The organism is Nocardia sp. NPDC050408 (genome assembly GCF_044458905.1).
Taxonomy (GTDB): domain Bacteria; phylum Actinomycetota; class Actinomycetes; order Mycobacteriales; family Mycobacteriaceae; genus Nocardia.
Genome location: NZ_JBITIL010000021.1, coordinates 31,324 through 50,123, shown reverse-complemented (window position 1 = coordinate 50,123; position 18,800 = coordinate 31,324). Strand labels below are relative to the sequence as shown.

The following is an 18,800-nucleotide window of genomic DNA, read 5'->3' as shown; positions in this document are numbered from 1 at the left end:
ATTAACCCGAAAAGTGCTCGGCAATCGGATCGGCCGATATCGAATCGGGCTCGACGAGCCAAGGACTGCGCAGTGAACTGCGCCCGTGTGCCCAGTTCTGGGCGCGAACATGATCGTCGAAGCGGTCTTCGAGCAGGTTGGTTGCCTGGATGCCGAGCACGATCGACGAGGTCAGCTCCGGTTGTCGGGCGATCAGATCGCCGATCACATCGCGTCGCATGACCTGTTCGTGGACCGCGTCAGCCTCCACATGCTCGGTATAGAACCGTATGCACGCCGGGGCCGCATCGAGTTTGCGCAGGGCCTCGACCATCCGTGCCGCCCCCGGCGACGAGGTTGTCTCGACGGTTGCGAAATGCCCGACCAGTGCGCCGCGCAAGTGCCGGTGCAGCCCGAATAGCGACATCATGTTGACCACCGCCAGCATCGGCGCGGGCACCACATCGAGGTAGTACAGATAGGCGGACTCTAGCCCGGCCGCGGCCAACAGGTCCGCGTAGAGCTGTGCGTGCACACGCTCGCCGCGCCCGCCGCCGAATTCGTCGAACTCCACCGCGACCAGCGATGCCTTGGCCTGACCGCGCAGCCTGGGGATCACCCACGCATACGGATCGGCCTCCTTGTGGTGGTAGATCGATCGATGCACGAAATACTCACGCATCTGCCACCATTCACCGGCCTCCCGCAGGTGCGCGCCGATGCCGGTCGGCTCGGTGGGCTCGGTGACCAACTGCGCCAACTCGGCGTCCAGATCGGTGCCACCCGGCACATCCCGCACCATCGCGTCGAGGAACCGTTCTTCGCATCCGGCCCGTAATTCCAATAACCGCGGATCCCATTCCCACCCCGGATCGACCCCGTCGAACCCCTGGTAGTGCAACTCGTAACACAGCTGCAGAGCCAGTTGCAGATCTTCGCCGTACGGATCCGCATCGATCATGGGCGGGACGGAATGACCGATATCCCCGCGCAAGGTCTCGACGATCCCCGCGGAGAGTTCCCCGCGCGGTCCGGGCAGCACGGGCGTCGAAGTGTCGACCACTGTCATGATTGCGGAATACCCGACCTCGAAGAATCTATCGCCGTGCCTTCGGTCGAACTCGCGCCCGAATGGCGGCTGAGGAGCGGTATCGAGCAGGCGCTACGCTCGTCGGCGTGCTGCTTTCCGATCGTGACATCCGTGCGGAGATCGCCGCTGGGCGTCTCGGCGTCGAGCCACTGCTGGAAACCCTGATCCAGCCGTCGAGTATCGATGTGCGACTGGATGGGCTGTTCCGGGTATTCGACAACAGCCGCTACACCCATATCGATCCCGCGCAACGTCAGGATGAGCTGACTAGTCTGGTCGAGCCCAACCAGGGCGAGCCGTTCGTGCTGCATCCCGGCGAATTCGTGCTCGGCTCCACATTGGAGGTCTGCACATTGCCGGACGATCTGGCCGGTCGGTTGGAGGGTAAGTCCAGTCTCGGACGGCTCGGACTGCTGACCCATTCGACGGCGGGCTTCATCGATCCGGGCTTCAGCGGCCACATCACGCTGGAACTGTCGAATGTGGCGAATCTGCCGATCACCCTGTGGCCGGGTATGAAGATCGGTCAGCTGTGTCTGTTGCGCCTGACCAGCCCCGCCGAGAACCCCTATGGCAGCACCAGCGCGGGCTCGAAGTACCAGGGCCAGCGCGGGCCGACGCCCTCGCGGTCCTACTTGAACTTCCCGCTGCCCACCTAGGTCGATCTCGAAGTCGTCCCCGAGGCCACCATCCGGCGTCGAGCTGAGTCGAAAGGCGGTTCCGGACAGTGTGCAGTACCACCATTCGACTCGGCTCGATGGACGCCCCGCCACTAGGTCGACTACTCGGTGGCAGTGCGGGTTTCGGCGGTTGCGACCAGCGACAGGCATTCGCGGCAGCAACCCGTACGCGGCGCTGATCCGAACGATCTTCCTCGTCTCGCTCGAAGCTTGCGCCTGCGTACGGGTTTCGGCTCCGGCACGCGGCTCCGGTGCCCTTTCACTGCCATTCGCCTGTGCAACCGGGTCGCGAACACCCGACCGAGCCCGCCCCTGTCGACTGCCATTAAGAGGGGCGGACTCGGTGGGCCCGGCGCCGAGCGGCGGCGGGGACCGACGACGCATTCAGTCCCCGCCACCCGCCCCCACCGCGAGTGCCGTCGTGATGATGACGGATAACGGTGGGAGCGTGTCGCCGCGACTCGGTGGGTTGACCCAGAAGCACCCTTCCCGGGTCCACCGCCCGAGCCCGGTCGGCAACATCACGGCACTGCCGATGGCCGGAATGCCTATATCCAGACGGTTCAGCACCTCCAATATCTGTGCGCCCGGCCGACTGTCCGGCTCGGCGAGGAAGCTCCAGCGGATCTGCCTGGCCAGCATGGGGCCCCTCGTCCCCTGCTGTTCCAGTGCGACCCTGACCTTTTCGGCCCGAGTCGTCGGTAGATGGACAACGCAGACCCGGCCGGTGACGGGCAGCATCACGAACCCGCCGCGTTCGGTGACCGGCAAACCGAACTCGTGCCGGTAATAGGCCACCCAATCGTCGACTGTTCTGAGTTTCTCCACATTCACGGCCAACTCCTTGCCTCCTCGAGTCCAAGGGTCCTGTGCCAGACGGCGATTCGGGAATTGCCCACCCGCCCGCCTTCCACTGCCCTTCCGCTGCCTCGGTATTGGATTTGCGGCGTTTCCGGGGCCCTACGTGGTCACGCTTTCGCTACCGCCTCTGGGCCCGTCGCGCACGCCGCCGATAGCGGAATGCTTTTGCCTGTGGCCGCACTCACAAACCGCTCGTACTCTGAGAAGAAGTTCGTTCGGAAGGATGACATCGTGGTCCGGCAGTGGTCAGGTAAGGAGGCCCGCGCCCTTCGCGATGCCAGGCGGATGAGTATCCGGGAGTTCGCGGCACATCTGGGAGTGCACGAGCGCCTCGTATCGAAGTGGGAGGCCGGCGGTGCGCGGGTCCATCCGCGTCCGGTCAATCAAGCCGCCCTCGATACCTCCCTGGCCAGGTCCGACGATGTTGTCCGGGCACGGTTCGCGGCCATGATCGATCAACCCGTAAGCGATCGACCGACCGCGCCCGGATTCGACAGGCGGGCCGATGCCTCGGCCCGCGCCAACTATTCCAGTGACGCGGATCTTTTGGCTCTCATAGACGCCGGTGCGATGAGAGGTGATGCGTTAGCGGCGATTTCGGAGAGGGATCTGATTATGGCGGCTGCCCACGAGGCGAGCGAGCACGCCGGCCAGGCCGAGAGCACCAATGTGGGAGCCACCACCTTGGAACAGCTCGATGCTGATGTCACGCGCATCGCGAACGAATATGTGCACATCCCGCCGGTACCGATGATGGTGGAGATGCTGCGGGTACGACGCCGGGTCTACCGCCTGTTGGAGGGGCATCAGCGCCCCGCCGATACCAGCCATCTGTACCTGCTGGCCGGCACGCTGTCGGGATTGCTCGCCAATGCGAGCACCGACCTCGGCTATCTCGATGCCGCCGGCGAGCAGATCAGGGCGGCCTGGGCCTATTCGGAATTGTGTGGTCACAACGGGTTGCGCGCCTGGACCCGGGGCATGCACGCGCTGATCGAATACTGGTCGGATCGGCCGCGTCGGGGCGTGCTGCTGGCGCAGAGCGGGCAGGAGTTCGCCGAATCCGCCACGGCCAGGGTTCGACTATTGAATATCGAGGCCAGGATCTGGTCCCGGTTGGGCAGTGACGCCGATGCCGATCGCTGCATTCGGGCCGCCGACGATGCCCGCGAGGTGGCCGCCACCGACTCACTGCACGACGAGGTCGGCGGCGTCTTCGGCTTCAACGAGGCCAAGGCCCATTACTACGCGGGCGCGACCTATATCCATCTCGGTCAGGCCGAACCCGCATTGGCCGCGACGCAGCAGGCCATCGAGCTGTATGCGAATGGGCCGTCCGAGCGGCGCTCCTATGGCACCGAGGCGATGGCCCGGGTCGACAGCGCCGCGGCGTATCTGATCAACGGCAGTCTGGACGGTGCGTCCGCCGCCTTGCTTCCGGTGCTCGGCCTAGCTGAGGACAAGCGCATCGCTCAACTGGAGGAACGCCTCATCGGGCTGCGGCGGCGGATCGCCGCTCCGCAGTTCCGCGACGCCGTCGAGGCGCGATTACTCGATGAAAAAATCGAAGAGTTCTGCGGATCCACTGCGGCCAAAGGTATCCCGCCGGGCAACTCGTCGTCTTGAGCCGGCCCAGCAGTTGACATCAGGCCACTTCCGTGCTTCAGCCCCGACGGAGCGAGTTTTACGAGCGAGGAGTTCGTGGCGGGTGTCGCGTTCGAGTTGTCGAAGCGTGCGCTGCGGGCGCGGGGCTCGCCGTTGCTGCATGCGTGCATCAGGTGCTGAACGTCCCGCCGCTACCGACCACCACGGAGCGAGTCTTACGAGCGACCCGTTCGCGGCCCGTCTCGCGTCCGAGTCGTCGAAGCGCATGCGACGAAGTCGCGAGTCTCGGCGGCTCGGACGCGAGACACCAGGGGGCCGCGAACACGCAGCGCCGAAGGCGCTGCCAAAAATACAGATGGCACCATAGGCAAGGTGAGTCCTAGCCATCTACCGCACCATCCGCCGCGCGTGCTGGAGCAATCCACGAAGCTGCAGAACGTCCTCTACGAAATTCGTGGACCGGTGGGCGCGCATGCGGCACGGCTGGAGGCGGAGGGGCATCGCATCCTCAAGCTGAATATCGGCAATCCCGCGCCGTTCGGATTCGAGGCGCCGGATGTGATCATGCGCGACATCATCGCCGCGCTGCCGTATGCCCAGGGCTATTCCGAATCCAAGGGCATCCTCTCGGCCCGGCGCGCCATCGTGACTCGCTATGAGCTGGTCCCGGGCTTTCCCGAACTCGATGTCGACGATGTCTACTTGGGTAACGGCGTGTCCGAGCTGATCACCATCACCATGCAGGCGCTGCTCGACAATGGTGACGAGGTGCTGATCCCGGCGCCGGACTATCCGCTGTGGACCGCCATGACCAGCCTGGCCGGGGGTACCCCGGTGCACTACCTGTGTGACGAATCCAACGGCTGGCAGCCCGATATCTCCGATATCGAATCCAAGATCACCGATAAGACCAAGGCGCTGCTGGTGATCAATCCGAACAACCCGACCGGCGCGGTGTACTCCACCGAGGTGCTGCAGCAGCTGGTCGACCTCGCGCGCAAGCATCAGCTGCTGCTGCTCGCCGACGAGATCTACGACAAGATCCTCTACGACGATGCAAAGCACATTTCGCTGGCGACGCTCGCGCCCGATCTGCTCTGCCTGACCTTCAACGGGCTCTCCAAGGCCTACCGGGTGGCGGGCTACCGCTCGGGCTGGTTGGCGATCACCGGACCCAAGGAGCATGCGGCTGGTTTCCTCGAGGGCATCGATCTGCTCGCCTCGACCAGGCTTTGCCCGAATGTGCCTGCTCAGCATGCGATTCAGGTTGCGCTCGGCGGACACCAGAGCATCGAGGATCTGATCCTGCCCGGTGGGCGACTGCTCGAGCAGCGCGATGTCGCGTGGGAACGGCTGAATATGATCCCGGGCGTTTCCTGTGTGAAGCCGAAGGGTGCGCTCTACGCGTTCCCCAAGTTGGATCCGAACGTCTATGAAATCCACGATGATTCGAAGCTGATCCTGGATCTGCTGTTGCAAGAGAAGATCTTGATGGTGCAGGGCACCGGGTTCAATTGGCCGAATCATGATCATCTGCGGATCGTCACGCTGCCGTGGGCGCGCGATCTCGCGGTGGCCATCGAGCGCTTCGGGAACTTCTTGTCGAGTTACCGGCAGTAGCGGGCTGGGCGGTCTGATCTCCCGCGCCAGCGTGCGCTCGGCTACCGGATCGCCCTGCTTCCGGGGTCAAAACATACCCCGCGTACGGATATTTAAGAGTTTTAGTTACTAGCTAGCGCTAAACGAGACTTTTTGTGTACAGTGTCTCTTGGCACTTCGAGTGCCCGGTCAAGTTGTCTACCCCCCCTGGACAACCTGACCTCGGGTTAGGCTGCCTACCCCCCTGGGCGCCGACCTGCGGGCGGCGGAGACATCCCCCTGCTCTCCGCCGCCCCCTCCCGATTTTCCATTCGGAATCTTTCATGACTGGCCTGTCGGTCGCTGTCGGTCCGTGAATCCGATCTTGAAAATGAAATCCTTTAAGCTCGCACCCTGGACTACAGACGAAAAGGTAGGAGTCCGGTGAGCCATGAGTGATCATCACCATCACCACGACCATTCCGGCCCCATCGCGATCGGCGCGACCGCGGCCCGCGTTGTCGTCGGGCTGCTCGCCGCGATCGGTGTCGTGGTCGTGCTCGCCGCGATCGTGCTGTGGCCGAGCAGCCAGCACATCGATATTCCACTGCCGATGCAGAACGCGGGCGGTGGCGCGGTGCAGACCGAGGCCGGAACCGTGGTGATGCAGGACGTCGGCGCCTGCGGCAGCAGTTCGATCGGCAAGGTGTTCATCGATAAGCCCGAACAGCCGCGTGCCGCGGGCTACACCTGTCAGCGCAGTCTGATCAGCATCGATTCCGGTCCCCACAAGGGCAATCACACCCTGTTCGAAATCGCGCCCGGCCCAGGACAACCCGATCTGCGCGCCGGTGATCACATCCGGATCGTGCGGCAGACCGATCCGAGCGGGATGCCGCTGTACTCGTTCGAGGACTACTCGCGCGGGCTGCCACTGACCCTGATCGTGCTGGCCTTCGTCGTCGTGGTGATCGTGGTGGCGCGCTGGCGCGGGTTGCGGGCGCTGCTCGGGCTGGTTTTCGCCTTCGCGGTGCTCGTGCTGTTCATGCTGCCCGCGCTGTTGGACGGTAAGCCCGCCATTCCCGTCGCGCTGGTTGCGGGTGCGATGATCCTGTATGCCGTGCTGTATCTCGCGCACGGTGTGAATCTGCGCACCAGTTCGGCGCTGCTCGGCACGTTGACCTCGATGATCGTCGCGGCAGTGCTGTCCTGGATCGCCATCGAGATCACCCATCTGACCGGGCTATCCGAGGAACAGAACACCAACGTCGCCACCTACATTCAGCACGTCAGCATTACCGGCCTGCTGCTGGCGGGCTTCATCATCGGTTCGCTCGGTGTGCTCAACGACGTCACCATCACCCAGGCCTCGGCCGCCTTCGAACTCGCCGCCATCGATGAATCCGCCTCGCGTCGCGAGGTTTTCGCCGCAGCCATGCGCGTCGGCCGCGACCACATCGCGAGCACGGTCTACACCCTGGTGTTGGCCTACGCCGGTGGCGCGCTCCCGTTGCTGCTGCTGTTCAGCGTCGCGGGCCGCTCCATCCGCGACGTCCTGACCGGTGACGCGGTCGCGATCGAAATCGCTCGCTCCTCCGTCGGCGGCATCGCGCTGGCGCTTTCGGTCCCGTTGACCACGGCGATCGCTGTAATGCTCGCCCGTCCCTTCGGGCACAAGCCCGAACCCGTTGCGCCGGCACGGCACTCACGTCATGCGAAGACCGCGGCGTCCGGCGCGGCCCGGCGCGCCAGCGGTCCAGCCAAGCGGTCCAGCGGCGCGATGGCCACCGATACGAGAGATACCGGACGCCGACGGATATCGGATCAATCCCGGGACGACGAGTCGGGCACCGGCTCGCACAGGCAGATCACCTGGGACGATCAAACCCCGAATCCCCGGGCGTACGACCGCGATCGCGGCTATCGCGGCACTGAACCACAAGAGCACGAATCCGATTACGACACCGACCCCCGCGGCTACCCCAGGCCGGAACCGCGCGGATACGAAGACCCTTGGGGCGACGACAGCCCAGGGCATAGGAGGTAGCCGCCGCCTTCGCGGGTGACGACTACACGGTGCACACACGCGTTCGCACATGTGGTCGCGACTAAAAGGGGCTGTGCGTTCACGTCGTCGGACCACGCAGGGCGCGGAAACCAGTCCGAACTCAGCGCGGTGCGGGCGGCGGGAAGGGGAAGACCTCGGGCGGAATTGTCGGTACCACAATCGGCGGTAGGCCTGGCACGACAATGGTATTCGGGCCGGGTGTGGGTGCGGCCTCGGATGTTGTCGTGCGGCGCGGGGGTGGAGGGGCGGCCACCGCTTCGCTGGATTCGGTGGTGCTGGCGGGCGCGACGGCGATCTGCGGATCGAGGGTGGTGGTGCGCGGCGGGCTGGTCGGGGAGACGGAGGTAGGACGATCACCGCTCTGCGAATCGCGCGTGAGAACCTGTGGGCCGTAACCGAGTCCGAGTCCGATGGCGGCGACGACGGCTAGTGCGCTGACGGTCAGTACCGCACCATTGATTTCCCGCTTGCCGCGAGGACGTTTGGGCGTTGCGGACAACCAGGCGGGCGAGAGCTCGTCGTCGAGCATCGGATCCGCGGCGGGCGGGTGCCGCTGCGGGGGCTGGATTACCGTACGCACCGGACGCGCCATCAGGGCGGCACCGCGGGTGACCACTGTCTCTGGGCTGTCGGGCACGATGACCGGCACGCCCATCCAGCGTTCGAGCACCTTGGCGATCAGTGGAATTCGCGCACAACCGCCGATCGCGAGCACACCGTGCACCGGACGATCCGAGCGCACGATGACATCGCGCGCCATCCGCGCCGACGATTCGATCGCCAGCATGATGAGGGCTTCGAAATTCTCCTGGGCCAGCAGCACCAGACCTTGTTCGCTCGGCAGCGCTACTGCGGTATTCGAGGACAATTGCTCCTTGGCCTCGCGGCACAGCGCGTCCAGCGCGGCCAGCCCCGCCGAATCCGGCGGATGCGCGATCCGGCCCGAGGCGATCTGCTGTTCGCGGATCAGCGAATCCAGGTAGTCACCACTGATATCGCTGGTCCGTTCGCTGTGACGGATCTCACGGGTCTGGGTGTCGACGACGCTGACCGTAAGACCGGAGCTGCCGAGGTCATACACGACGAGTGAGGAAATACCACGAATATCGCCTGTGGCCTGCGCGAATTCGACCGCCGCGACAATTTCGGGCACCAGTTCGTAATTGGTGAGCTGCTGGCGCGCCAAGGCCGCGCGCAGCGCCTTGGCATGCTGCTCACTGCGGTAGGCGATCGCGGTGGCCGCGATACCCGGCATGGATTCCAGGGTCACGCCGATCGCCTCGGCGGCCAGCTCCTCCACCTGGTGCTCGACGACCGGAATGGTCTGCAGATCGAAGGAATGCGGGGCGATGGGGCCGTGGGGGCTCGCGGTGTGTGGTCGCGCCATTCGGACGGCGCCGGCCCCCACCGAAACTCCCAGAACCGAACTCATCAGCTGCCCATCCCGTTTCACACATCACGACATGCGAGCCTGCGCCGCCCGCCGGTGGATCGGCCCGCCCTCGGGACCCTACCGTCGACGTACGACAGACCCGAAGGCAGGACCTGATCGTCCCGCTGTCGCCCCCGTGTCGCAGGCAACTCTACGGTGTGCCGAGTCCGGCGTACACCCATCCGGCATCTCTCCAGGTGGCACGATTGAGACAGTTCCGTCCGTCGATGATCGACCGTTTGCGAACCACCGGATCGAGGTCTTGCGGACGCAATGCGACGAATTCGTCCCACTCGGTCAGCACCAGCACCACATCGGCGCGATCGCAGGCATCGGTCACCGAGGTCGCGTAGTTCAAGGTGGGGAAGACCCGTCGCGAATTCTCCGCCGCCTTCGGGTCGTACACCGTCACCACCGCGCCATGCAGCTGGATCATCCCGGCCACATTCAGCGCGGGTGAGTCACGCACATCGTCGGATTCGGGTTTGAAGGCCGCGCCGAGCACCGCAACGTTGGCGCCGAGCAGCGATCCGCCGCAAGCCCGCGCGGCCATATCGACCATCTTGGTGCGGCGGCGCATATTGATGTTGTCGACCTCGCGCAGGAAGGCCACCGCGTGATCGGCGCCGAGTTCGCCGGAGCGCGCCATGAACGCGCGGATGTCCTTGGGTAGGCAGCCGCCGCCGAAACCCAGTCCGGCATTGAGGAATCGACGGCCGATGCGCGCGTCGTAGCCGAGAGCGTCGGCCAGCATGGTCACATCCGCGCCGGTCGCCTCGCAGACTTCGGAGACAGCGTTGATGAAGGAAATCTTGGTCGCCAGAAAGGCATTTGCGGAGACCTTGACCAATTCGGCGGTGGCCAGGTCGGTCAGCAGGAACGGTACCTCGGCCGCGATCAGGTCCGCGTAGATCTCGCGCACCAATTCCTCGACCCAGGCCGTGCTTTCACGTTCGCGATCCACACCGAGCACCAGTCGATCCGGGCGCAGCGTGTCCTTCACCGCGAAACCCTCGCGCAGGAACTCCGGATTCCAGGCCACCTCGACCTCGGCGTCGGTGAGCGCGCGGACCCGCGCACCCAATGCGGCGGCGGTTCCGACCGGCACCGTCGACTTTCCGACGATCACCGACGGCCGCTCCAGCAGCGGGGTGAGCGTATCGACCACGGCGTGCACATATTTCAGGTCCGCGGCGTACTCGCCCTTCTTCTGCGGCGTCCCGACCCCGAGGAAATGCACCTGGGCGTGGTCGGCCGCCTCCGCATACGAGGTGGTGAACCGCAGCCGGCCGGCATCCAGGTTCCGGCGCAGCACCTCCTCGAGCCCGGGTTCGTAGAACGGCACCACGCCATCGGACAGCTTCGCGACCTTGCCCGGATCGATATCAACGCCGATTACATCGTGTCCGAGTTCGGCCATGCACGCCGCGTGCGTGGCCCCGAGGTACCCGGTTCCGAAGACTGTGCATCGCATGATCGATTGATAGGTCCCGCCGATGGCCGCCCCACGTCAGCGAGGCAAGGGTCTGCGCAACAGCAGATGTACAGGTGGCGACATGAATCGCGGATAGCCCTGCTGACCTGCGCAAACCCTCCGCTGACGGCCCGGTTACGATCGATCTCGTGCGACGCCGGCGCAGCATTCGGGCACGCAGCGCCTGGGCAGTACTCGGCGTTGCGGTGGTGGCGCTGGTCGCTGGTCTGTGGCCGGTTTACGTCCGGCCGCAGGTCGACGTGCCCGCGAAAGCCGATGCGATTCTCGTGCTCGGCGGTGCGCACGATGGGCGCGAGAAGCTGGGGCTGCGGTTGGCGAGCGAGGGCTACGCGCCCCGGGTGCTGTTCTCCGACCCATATGAAAACAGCGCGCTGGTGAATCGAATCTGCCACAGCCGCTATAGCTTTCAGGTCACCTGCTTCGATCCGTCGCCGCGCACCACGCGCGGCGAGGGTCGGGAGCTCGCCGAACTCGCGGCGGCGGAAGGTTGGCGTCGAGTCATCGTCATCACCTTCACGCCGCATATTTCGCGGGCCCGCTACGTCCTCGGGAAATGCTGGGACGGCGAGGTGCTCATGGTGGATCCACGGCCGCGTCTTTCGGTCGCCAGGTGGGCCTACGACTACGTCTATCAGTCCGCTGGATACGTCAAGGCCTTCTTCGAAGACTGCTGACACAACGCAAGTGCAGGCAGCTGGCATCAGTTTGATTTTCGGGCTGAGACAGACGTACATTGCGTCTCATGGGGCCGCAGGACGACCCGATGAAATGACGCAGATCCCTCCGGAGGGCAGATGGATTACGACTGGTCAGCGGCCGATCTGGCCTTTCGCGACGAGGTTCGCGCATTTCTCGACGAGAAGCTGACGCCGCAGCTGCGGCGGGCCGGACGCTTGGCGACGAGCGTGTACCCGGACCATGAGGCGAGCATGCGGTGGCAGCACATCCTGCACCAGCGCGGCTGGGCCGCACCGGCCTGGCCGGTGGAGCACGGCGGCTGCGATTGGAGCCTCACCCAGCACTACATCTTCAATCGCGAGTCGACCCTGGCCGGTGCGCCCTCGCTCTCGCCGATGGGCATCCGGATGGTCGCGCCCGCGATCGTCGCATTCGGCACGCCGGAACAGCAAGCCTTCTATCTGCCGCGCATCCTGACCGGGGAAATCTTCTTCTGCCAGGGCTATTCGGAACCGGAGGCCGGTTCGGACCTGGCCTCGCTGAGCATGACCGCCGTCGATGACGGCGCCGATTTCGTCTGCACCGGCAGCAAGATCTGGACCACCCACGCCACCGAGGCGAATTGGATCTTCTGCCTGGTCCGGACCTCGCGCGAGGGTAAGAAGCAGCAGGGCATCACCTTTCTGCTGATCGATATGACCACGCCGGGCATCCAGATCCGCCCGCTGGTGATGACTTCCGGCGAACAGGTGCAGAACCAGGTCTTCTTCGATAACGTCCGGGTGCCGAAAGCCAATGTGCTCGGTCGCATCGATGACGGCTGGACCGTGGCGAAATATCTGCTCGTGCACGAGCGTGGCGGTGCGGCCGCGCCGATGCTGCAGGTCATGGCCCAGGATGTGGCCACCGCCGCGGCCGGACAGACCGGACCCGACGGCAATCCGCTCATCGACTACGCGGCATTCGCGGCGAAACTCGCCGAGGCTCGAATCCGCACCGAGGTGCTCGAAATCCTGGAGTACCGCACGCTTTCGGCGATGGCGCAGGGCAAGAATCCGGGTCCGGCATCCTCGATGCTCAAGATCCTGGCCACCGAATTGAGTCAGCGGCTCACCGAATTGGCTTTGGAAGCAGCCGGTCCGCGCGGGCGCGTATATCAGCCGCATGCCACCGCGCCAGGTGGGCCGATCGCCGAATTCACCCCGCCCGCTGACGGTTATCACAGCGGCGCGGACTGGCAGGCCGTCGCGCCGCTGCGCTACTTCAACGACAGGGCGGGCTCGATCTATGCGGGCAGCAACGAAATTCAGCGAAATATTCTCGCCAAGGCAGCATTGGGGCTCTGATGGACTTCACCTTCACCGATGAGCAGGAACTGCTCCGCGACGCGGTGGCCGGATTCCTCGGCGCCCGTTACGAATTGGACAAAAGCCGGGGCGCGGCGAAATCCGATGCCGGTTGGCAGCCGAGCGTATGGCGCGGATTCGCCGAGGAGCTGAGCATTCTGGGCGCCACCCTGCCCGAGCGGGTCGATGGCATGGGTGGTGGGCCGGTCGAGCTGATGATCATCACCGAGGAACTCGGCCGCGCGCTGGTCGTCGAGCCTTATATCGATACTGTGGTGGTCGGCGCTGGGCTGCTGAATCGTTTCGGCGGCGATCGCGCGGATTCGGTACTGCGACAGATCGTTTCCGGTGCGGCGCGGACCGCGTTCGCGGCGCTGGAGCCGAGCTCGGGGCAGACGCTGCACGATGTATCGACCACCGTGCGTCACGATGGTGACGAGTGGGTGCTCGATGGCATCAAGACCGTCGTGACCAGTGCGCCGCTGGCCACGCACCTGCTCATTACCGCGCGCACCGCCGGTGATCGGCGCGATAAAGACGGAATCTCGCTGTTCATCGCCGAATTCGATGCCGCCGATCCGCCCGCCGGTGTCGAGGTGCATTCGTATCGGACGATCGACGACCGGGTCGGCTCCGATATCACCTTCACCGGGTTCCGGTTGCCGGCCGATGCGCTGCTCGGTGCCGAGGGTGCGGCATGGGATGCAATCGATGTAACGGCGGACGAGGCGATCGCCGCGATCGCGTCCGAGGCAGTCGGGTGCATGCGAAAGGTGCTGGCGGACACCGTCGAATACGCCAAACAGCGGCAGCAGTTCGGCCAGCCGATCGGCAGTTTCCAGGTGCTCCAGCATCGCATGGTCGATATGTACATCGAGCTCGAGCAGGCCATTGCCGCGGTGTATCTGGCCGTCTACTCCTTGGGTGCGGCAGCGGCGGACCGAGCGCGTGCGGTTTCGGCCGCGAAGGTCACCATCGGTCGGGCCGCGCGCTTCATCGGCCAGAATGCCGTGCAGCTGCATGGTGCCATGGGTATGACCGAAGAGCTCGCGATCGGCCACTACTTCAAACGCCTGACCGCGATCGAATACGAATTCGGCTCCAGCGACCAGCATCTCGCTCGCTACGTGGCATTGACGAGGCCGTAGCCAGGGCCGGCTGGACGATCTGCGCCAGCACCGCCGCGGTCGACTCGCTCATCTCTACCCCGTCCGGCCAGCGCTGAATCGTAGTCTGGCATCGAGTTCTCCAGTCCCGACCTCCGCGAAGGCATCCTCGCCCTCCTACAAAACGCCCACCCTCCTTCACCGGAAAGTAGCCACCGACTCCCGCTCCTGGATGACTGGTTGTCTTAGCCAGGGCAAGTCCCCGATCGGGATTTGAGCAAGCGGCGCGATGCGGTGCCCCGGCCGCTCAAACGTAGTGAGTACGAGATCGTCTTCATTACCACCGAGGCCCAGAAGGGTTGGACCGGCTGCACGTAACGCAATGGTCGAGGCGTGGGAGACACTTACTCGTGCGCCGGAAGTGCAGTCGGCACGGCTCTATTCGCTGAAGGGCGAGTTGCGCTATGGCAACTATCAGGGACGGACCTTCGAGCGATATCAGTACAAGTTCACCGATGGTGGCCGCCTGTGGTACTTCGTCGAGCCCGCCGAGAAAGGAAGCAAAACCGTAGGGCGTCTCCTGCTCGAACGTTGTCTGACTGGACATCCGAAAGAGACCGAATGACGGGCGCTGTGCTGCCTTGCGCTAGATAGAGATCGGCCCGGGTGCGATCTGCACACCCGGGCCGAGCTTTATCCTGTCAGTTCTTGCGGCCGGGGGCCTTGGCTCCGGATTTGAAGCCGAGGCCGCCGGGCTTGGCGGGCGGGGGTGCCACGGCGGGGGTGCCGTTGCCGTTGGCGGGCTGGTCCGATTCGTCGGCGGGTTCCGTTGCGGCTTCCGCGGTGGGGGAGGCCGGTTCGGCGGGGGCCGACGGGGCCGGAGTGGCCGTGCCGGGGGCTTTCGGGCCGGGGCGCTTGAAGCCGGACTTCATTGCCAGACCCTTGACCGGAGGTGCGGCCGGTGCGTCGGCGGCGGGTGCTGGTTCAGCAGCAGCGTCAGGAGTCGCTTTGGCTCCGGGCGCTTTCGCCCCACCCTTCATGCCGAGGCCCTTACCCGGTGCCTTCGCTGGGCCCTTCATCGCGAGCCCCTTGACGGGCGCGGCCGGAGCAGCGGTCGCCTCGGCCGCGGTGTCCTCGGCAGGAGCCGGAGTTGCCTTGGCCCCAGGTGCCTTCGCGGCCCCCTTCATACCGAGACCACCACCGGGCGCCTTGGCCGCACCCTTCATACCCAGACCACCGGGCGCCTTGCCGCCCTTCATCGCCAGACCGCCACCGGCCGGAGCCGCCTTCGGTTCGGCGGGCGCTTCGGCCGCGGGTGTCGGTTCGGGTTCGGCGGCAACCGGTTCCGGCTCGGTGGCCTGCTTCGGTTCCTGCACCACGGTCAGGTTCTCGGTGAGCTTCGACGAGTCGACCCGGTCGATGGCATCGAGCATCAACTGCGCGACATCGACGACCTCGACGCCCTGGCCGACCTCGCCGCTGTCCTTGCGCGCGGTGACACCGTCGGTGAGCATGACGCGGCAGAACGGGCAGCCGGTCGCGATCTTGGACGGTTCGTTGCCGCCGTTCAGGGTGGACAGCGCCTCGTCGACGCGATCGATATTGATGCGCTTACCGAGTTGCTCTTCCATCCACATCCGCGCGCCACCGGCACCACAGCACATGGAACGTTCGCCGTGCCGCGGCATTTCGACGAGGGTGGACCCGGAGGCCTCCATCAACTCACGCGGTGCGTTGTAGACCTTGTTGTGTCGACCCAGGTAGCACGGGTCGTGGTAGGTGACATTCTGCGATACCGAGGCGACCGGGATCAGCTGCTTGGTACGCACCAGCCGGTTCAACAGCTGGGTGTGGTGCACCACCTCGTAGATGCCGCCGACCTGCGGGTATTCATTGTTCAGCGCGTTGAAGCAGTGCGCGCAGGTGACAACGATCTTCTTGCGCGACTGCTCGACACCGTCGAATACCGAGTTCAACAGCTCGATGTTCTGCTGCGCCAGCTGCTGGAACAGGAATTCGTTACCGGCCCGGCGCGCGGAGTCACCGGTGCAGGTCTCATCGGCGCCGAGCACCATGAACTTCACGCCCGCGGTCGCCAACAGCTCCGCGACGGCCTTGGTGGTGCGCTTGGCGCGATCCTCGTACGCACCCGCGCAGCCGACCCAGAACAGGTACTCGTACCCGTCGAAGGAGGCAATCTCTTCCCCGTTCGGGGCGGACTGGCCGAATACCGGGATCTGGAAGTCGAGTTCGTTGATCCAGTTCAGCCGGTCCTTGGCGTTCTGGCCCCAGGGGTTGCCCTTGTTCTCCAGGTTCTTGAACAAACCGGCCAGCTCGGAGGGGAACTCCGATTCGATCAGCACCTGGTAGCGGCGCATATCGATGATGTGATCGACGTGTTCGATATCGACCGGGCACTGCTCGACACACGCACCACAGGTGGTGCAGCTCCACAGCACCTCCGGGTCGATGATGCCGTTGACATCCTCGCCGCCGACCAGCGGACGCTCCGCCTCGGCCTTGGCCGCCTCGGAGATCTTGGCCAGCTTCGCCTCGTTGGGCTTACCGTCGCCATCGACCAGGCCGACCTCGTCGCCGCCCATATCTTTGCGGCCACCGGCCAGCAGGTACGGGGCCTTGGCGACACCGTGGTCGCGCAGCGACATGATCAGCAGCTTGGGCGACAACGGCTTGCCGGTATTCCAGGCCGGGCACTGCGACTGGCAGCGACCGCATTCGGTGCAGGTGGTGAAGTCCAGCCAGCCCTTCCAGGAGAAGTCCTCGACCCGGCCCGCACCGAAGGTGTCGACGTCCGGGTCGGCGGTCTCCATATCGACCGGCTTGCCCTTGGACATCATCGGCTTCGCGGCGCCCAGTGCGACGCCGCCGTCGTCCTCACGCTTGAAGTAGATATTGAAGAAGGCCGCGAACCGGTGCCAGGCCACACCCCAGTTGATATTGCGACCGACCAGCAGCAGGAAGGTGCTGCCCGAAACCATCTTGATGAACGCGAAGATGGCGACCATCGCCACGCTGGAGGGCAGCAGCTTGGCCACCTGCATGGTGAAGAAGTCGGTCCACGCCTCGGAGTGGCCGTAGGTGGCGATCTTGCCCGCCTTCACCATGACCATGCCGATGCCCTCGATGAATACGATCGCCTCGATGACATAGGCCGGCGCGAACCGGGAACCGCTGAATCGTGACAGTCGCGCGGGCACCCGTGGGTGGTTGAGCTGGCGAATGACGATCAGCACCAGGATGCCGATGACGGTGCCGATGCCGAGCAGTTCGTCCCACAGGTGGTAGATGCCCCAGCCGCCGATGATCGGCCAGTGGAACTCGGGATCGAAGGTCTGCCCGTACGCCTCGAAGTACAGGATGAAACCGCCGAGGAAGCCGATCATCACCAGCCAGTGCGCCCAGCCCACCGTGCGGAATTTGTTCATCCGGGTGTGGGCGAGGAATTCGACGATCATCGTCTTGAAGCGCGGCAAGAATGGTCGCCAACGATCCGGCGCGGGTTGGCCGATCATGATCGCGCGGGTCATTTTGCCGACGCCACCGACGAATGATGCCCAACCCAACAGGCTGAACGCCACACCAATCGTGCCCAGCGTCACTGTCAGGGCATTCATGTCGCGACCTTTCTTTAGAGGCAACACGAGCGTGGGCGGCGGTCGCGCCACCCGGTTGGCTCGTATACTAACTGCAAGTAAGTTACCCACCGGTAACTTACTTGTCTATCGTACGATCGCCGGTTGGCTACTGCCCCTTCTTCCTGGGGCTTGACCCTTTTTTCGCCTGTGATGGATTTCACGAAGATCGCCTAATCCAGGTGCGGTTCGGGCTGCCAACCACCGTAAACAGTGCGCGGTGCCCGCGATGGGGTAAGGACAGGCTTAGTCACGCCGAGATCACAGTATGAGTAACCGATCTCGCATCTTCATGTCGGTTCGATTACGCTCACCACGTTCTGTTTGATGTGCCTGTCTTTCACACTGCTCGGGGAGAATCCGGGGTCCGACCACCTCGGGTTGATGAGCGCTCTCGCGTGTACGGAAGCGGCGCGCGGACAACCCTGATGATGGATTGGAAACTGAATGAATCTCCGCAGCACCACCGCGGCTGCCACGATGGTCATCGGCGCGATGACCATCGGATTCGGAGTTGCTCACGCCGAGCCCGCCCCCGCGGCCGCTCAGCCGATCAGCTACTCCGTCAAGCTCGTGGACAAGACGGTCGTCGCTACGCTCAAGGGGGGGACCTTCGAGCTGACGAAGTCCGACGAGGAATTGAAGGAACCGGACCTCTACACGGTCAAGGACGAACTCGGCAACACCGTCGTCTCGGTTCCGCTCGACGTCAATGTCGACCAGACTCCGGTCGACGTCAAGCCGGTTGTGAAGGACGACGGTAAGGTCCTCGAACTGACCCCTGACCAGGGCGTCAAGGTCGAGCAAAAGGCGAATACGATCAACGCCATCGCCAAGCCGATCGCCTCCCCGGATGAAGACCAGCGGGCAATGAACGAGTTCTCCACTCAGTTCGGCATCGCCACGGCGGTCGGCGGCTTCGTCGGCACCGCCATCGGTGTCGTCGCGGGTGGTGTCATCGGCTGCATCCTCGGCCTGCCATTGCTCGGTGTCGGCTGCATTCCGGCCGCGATCGCGGGCGCGGGTATCGGTGGCATCCTCGGCACGCTCGCCGTCGGTGGTCCGATCCTGACCCTCGCAGGCATCGACCTGGTCAACACCCTGCAGGCGGCACCCGGCACCACCAAGTTCGCCGAGAAGTCGGTGCCGGCCCAGCAGCCCGCTTCGGCTCAGCAGCCCGTGCCGGCTCAGCAGCCGAACTGATCTCGATCGAACTCGACTGGCCCGCT

At 64.8% G+C, this 18,800-nt stretch carries 13 protein-coding genes and 1 pseudogene; 9 read left to right on the top strand and 5 right to left on the bottom strand.

Annotated features, from left to right (window positions below; genetic code table 11):
* Window position 1: 1 nt before the first annotated feature.
* Complete coding sequence (locus ACIBJI_RS36360) at window positions 2-1,048, bottom strand: iron-containing redox enzyme family protein (protein ID WP_364355974.1); 1,047 nt, start codon at window positions 1,046-1,048, stop codon at window positions 2-4.
* A 107-nt stretch (window positions 1,049-1,155) separates the two neighbouring features.
* Between ACIBJI_RS36360 and dcd the strand changes: the two genes are divergently transcribed.
* Window positions 1,156-1,728: a dCTP deaminase gene (dcd, locus tag ACIBJI_RS36355; RefSeq protein WP_364355971.1), complete on the top strand. Its 573-nt coding sequence runs from the start codon at window positions 1,156-1,158 to the stop codon at window positions 1,726-1,728.
* Window positions 1,729-2,133: 405 nt separating this feature from the next.
* Here the strand turns inward: dcd and ACIBJI_RS36350 are convergent, their stop codons facing one another.
* Window positions 2,134-2,583 carry a hypothetical protein gene (locus tag ACIBJI_RS36350; RefSeq protein WP_364355968.1) on the bottom strand — a complete coding sequence of 150 codons (450 nt, stop codon included), beginning with the start codon at window positions 2,581-2,583 and terminating at the stop codon, window positions 2,134-2,136.
* 258 nt (window positions 2,584-2,841) lie between these two features.
* Between ACIBJI_RS36350 and ACIBJI_RS36345 the strand changes: the two genes are divergently transcribed.
* From ACIBJI_RS36345 to ACIBJI_RS36335, 3 genes and pseudogenes are all read left to right on the top strand, one after another.
* Window positions 2,842-4,236, top strand: coding sequence for a helix-turn-helix transcriptional regulator (locus tag ACIBJI_RS36345; protein WP_364355965.1), 1,395 nt, complete (start codon window positions 2,842-2,844; stop codon window positions 4,234-4,236).
* A gap of 342 nt (window positions 4,237-4,578) precedes the next feature.
* A complete protein-coding gene (locus tag ACIBJI_RS36340) occupies window positions 4,579-5,835 on the top strand; it encodes a pyridoxal phosphate-dependent aminotransferase (protein WP_364356100.1) in 1,257 nt (418 codons plus the stop codon).
* 409 nt (window positions 5,836-6,244) lie between these two features.
* Window positions 6,245-7,513 (top strand): annotated as a pseudogene (locus tag ACIBJI_RS36335) (YibE/F family protein); the annotation flags it as partial.
* A 448-nt stretch (window positions 7,514-7,961) separates the two neighbouring features.
* On the opposite strand, the gene ACIBJI_RS36330 reads toward ACIBJI_RS36335, so the two are convergent.
* Both ACIBJI_RS36330 and ACIBJI_RS36325 read right to left on the bottom strand, forming a co-directional pair.
* Window positions 7,962-9,293 (bottom strand): Hsp70 family protein, encoded by a 1,332-nt coding sequence (locus ACIBJI_RS36330; protein ID WP_364355962.1) that lies wholly within the window; start codon window positions 9,291-9,293, stop codon window positions 7,962-7,964.
* Window positions 9,294-9,444: 151 nt separating this feature from the next.
* Window positions 9,445-10,767, bottom strand: coding sequence for a UDP-glucose/GDP-mannose dehydrogenase family protein (locus ACIBJI_RS36325; protein WP_364355959.1), 1,323 nt, complete (start codon window positions 10,765-10,767; stop codon window positions 9,445-9,447).
* Window positions 10,768-10,916: 149 nt separating this feature from the next.
* On the opposite strand from ACIBJI_RS36325, the gene ACIBJI_RS36320 reads away from it, so the two are divergent.
* The 4 genes from ACIBJI_RS36320 (at window position 10,917) to ACIBJI_RS36305 (ending at window position 14,543) form a co-directional block, all read left to right on the top strand.
* Entirely contained in the window at window positions 10,917-11,462 is a 546-nt protein-coding gene (locus ACIBJI_RS36320) for a YdcF family protein (RefSeq protein WP_364355956.1), read from the top strand.
* Window positions 11,463-11,582: 120 nt separating this feature from the next.
* Complete coding sequence (locus tag ACIBJI_RS36315) at window positions 11,583-12,812, top strand: acyl-CoA dehydrogenase family protein (RefSeq protein ID WP_397087811.1); 1,230 nt, start codon at window positions 11,583-11,585, stop codon at window positions 12,810-12,812.
* On the top strand, window positions 12,812-13,960 hold the full coding sequence (locus ACIBJI_RS36310; protein WP_397087809.1) for an acyl-CoA dehydrogenase family protein: 1,149 nt from the start codon (window positions 12,812-12,814) through the stop codon (window positions 13,958-13,960). The genes ACIBJI_RS36315 and ACIBJI_RS36310 overlap by 1 nt, the downstream gene beginning before the upstream one ends.
* 340 nt (window positions 13,961-14,300) lie before the next feature.
* Window positions 14,301-14,543: a hypothetical protein gene (locus ACIBJI_RS36305; protein ID WP_364355947.1), complete on the top strand. Its 243-nt coding sequence runs from the start codon at window positions 14,301-14,303 to the stop codon at window positions 14,541-14,543.
* Between the two features lie 76 nt (window positions 14,544-14,619).
* Here ACIBJI_RS36305 and ACIBJI_RS36300 read toward each other — a convergent pair whose 3' ends face one another.
* On the bottom strand, window positions 14,620-17,553 hold the full coding sequence (locus tag ACIBJI_RS36300; protein ID WP_397087807.1) for a (Fe-S)-binding protein: 2,934 nt from the start codon (window positions 17,551-17,553) through the stop codon (window positions 14,620-14,622).
* Window positions 17,554-18,018: 465 nt separating this feature from the next.
* Here ACIBJI_RS36300 and ACIBJI_RS36295 point away from each other — a divergent pair, with 465 nt between their 5' ends.
* Entirely contained in the window at window positions 18,019-18,774 is a 756-nt protein-coding gene (locus ACIBJI_RS36295) for a hypothetical protein (protein WP_364355941.1), read from the top strand.
* Window positions 18,775-18,800 lie beyond the last annotated feature (26 nt).

Coding starts and splice junctions, on each gene's coding strand:
- ACIBJI_RS36360 (WP_364355974.1), bottom strand. CDS start 1,048: ATGACAGTGGTCGACACTTCGACGCCCGTGCTGCCCGGACCGCGCGGG.
- ACIBJI_RS36330 (WP_364355962.1), bottom strand. CDS start 9,293: ATGAGTTCGGTTCTGGGAGTTTCGGTGGGGGCCGGCGCCGTCCGAATG.
- ACIBJI_RS36325 (WP_364355959.1), bottom strand. CDS start 10,767: ATGCGATGCACAGTCTTCGGAACCGGGTACCTCGGGGCCACGCACGCG.
- ACIBJI_RS36315 (WP_397087811.1), top strand. CDS start 11,583: ATGGATTACGACTGGTCAGCGGCCGATCTGGCCTTTCGCGACGAGGTT.
- ACIBJI_RS36310 (WP_397087809.1), top strand. CDS start 12,812: ATGGACTTCACCTTCACCGATGAGCAGGAACTGCTCCGCGACGCGGTG.
- ACIBJI_RS36305 (WP_364355947.1), top strand. CDS start 14,301: ATGGTCGAGGCGTGGGAGACACTTACTCGTGCGCCGGAAGTGCAGTCG.
- ACIBJI_RS36300 (WP_397087807.1), bottom strand. CDS start 17,553: ATGAATGCCCTGACAGTGACGCTGGGCACGATTGGTGTGGCGTTCAGC.
- ACIBJI_RS36295 (WP_364355941.1), top strand. CDS start 18,019: ATGAATCTCCGCAGCACCACCGCGGCTGCCACGATGGTCATCGGCGCG.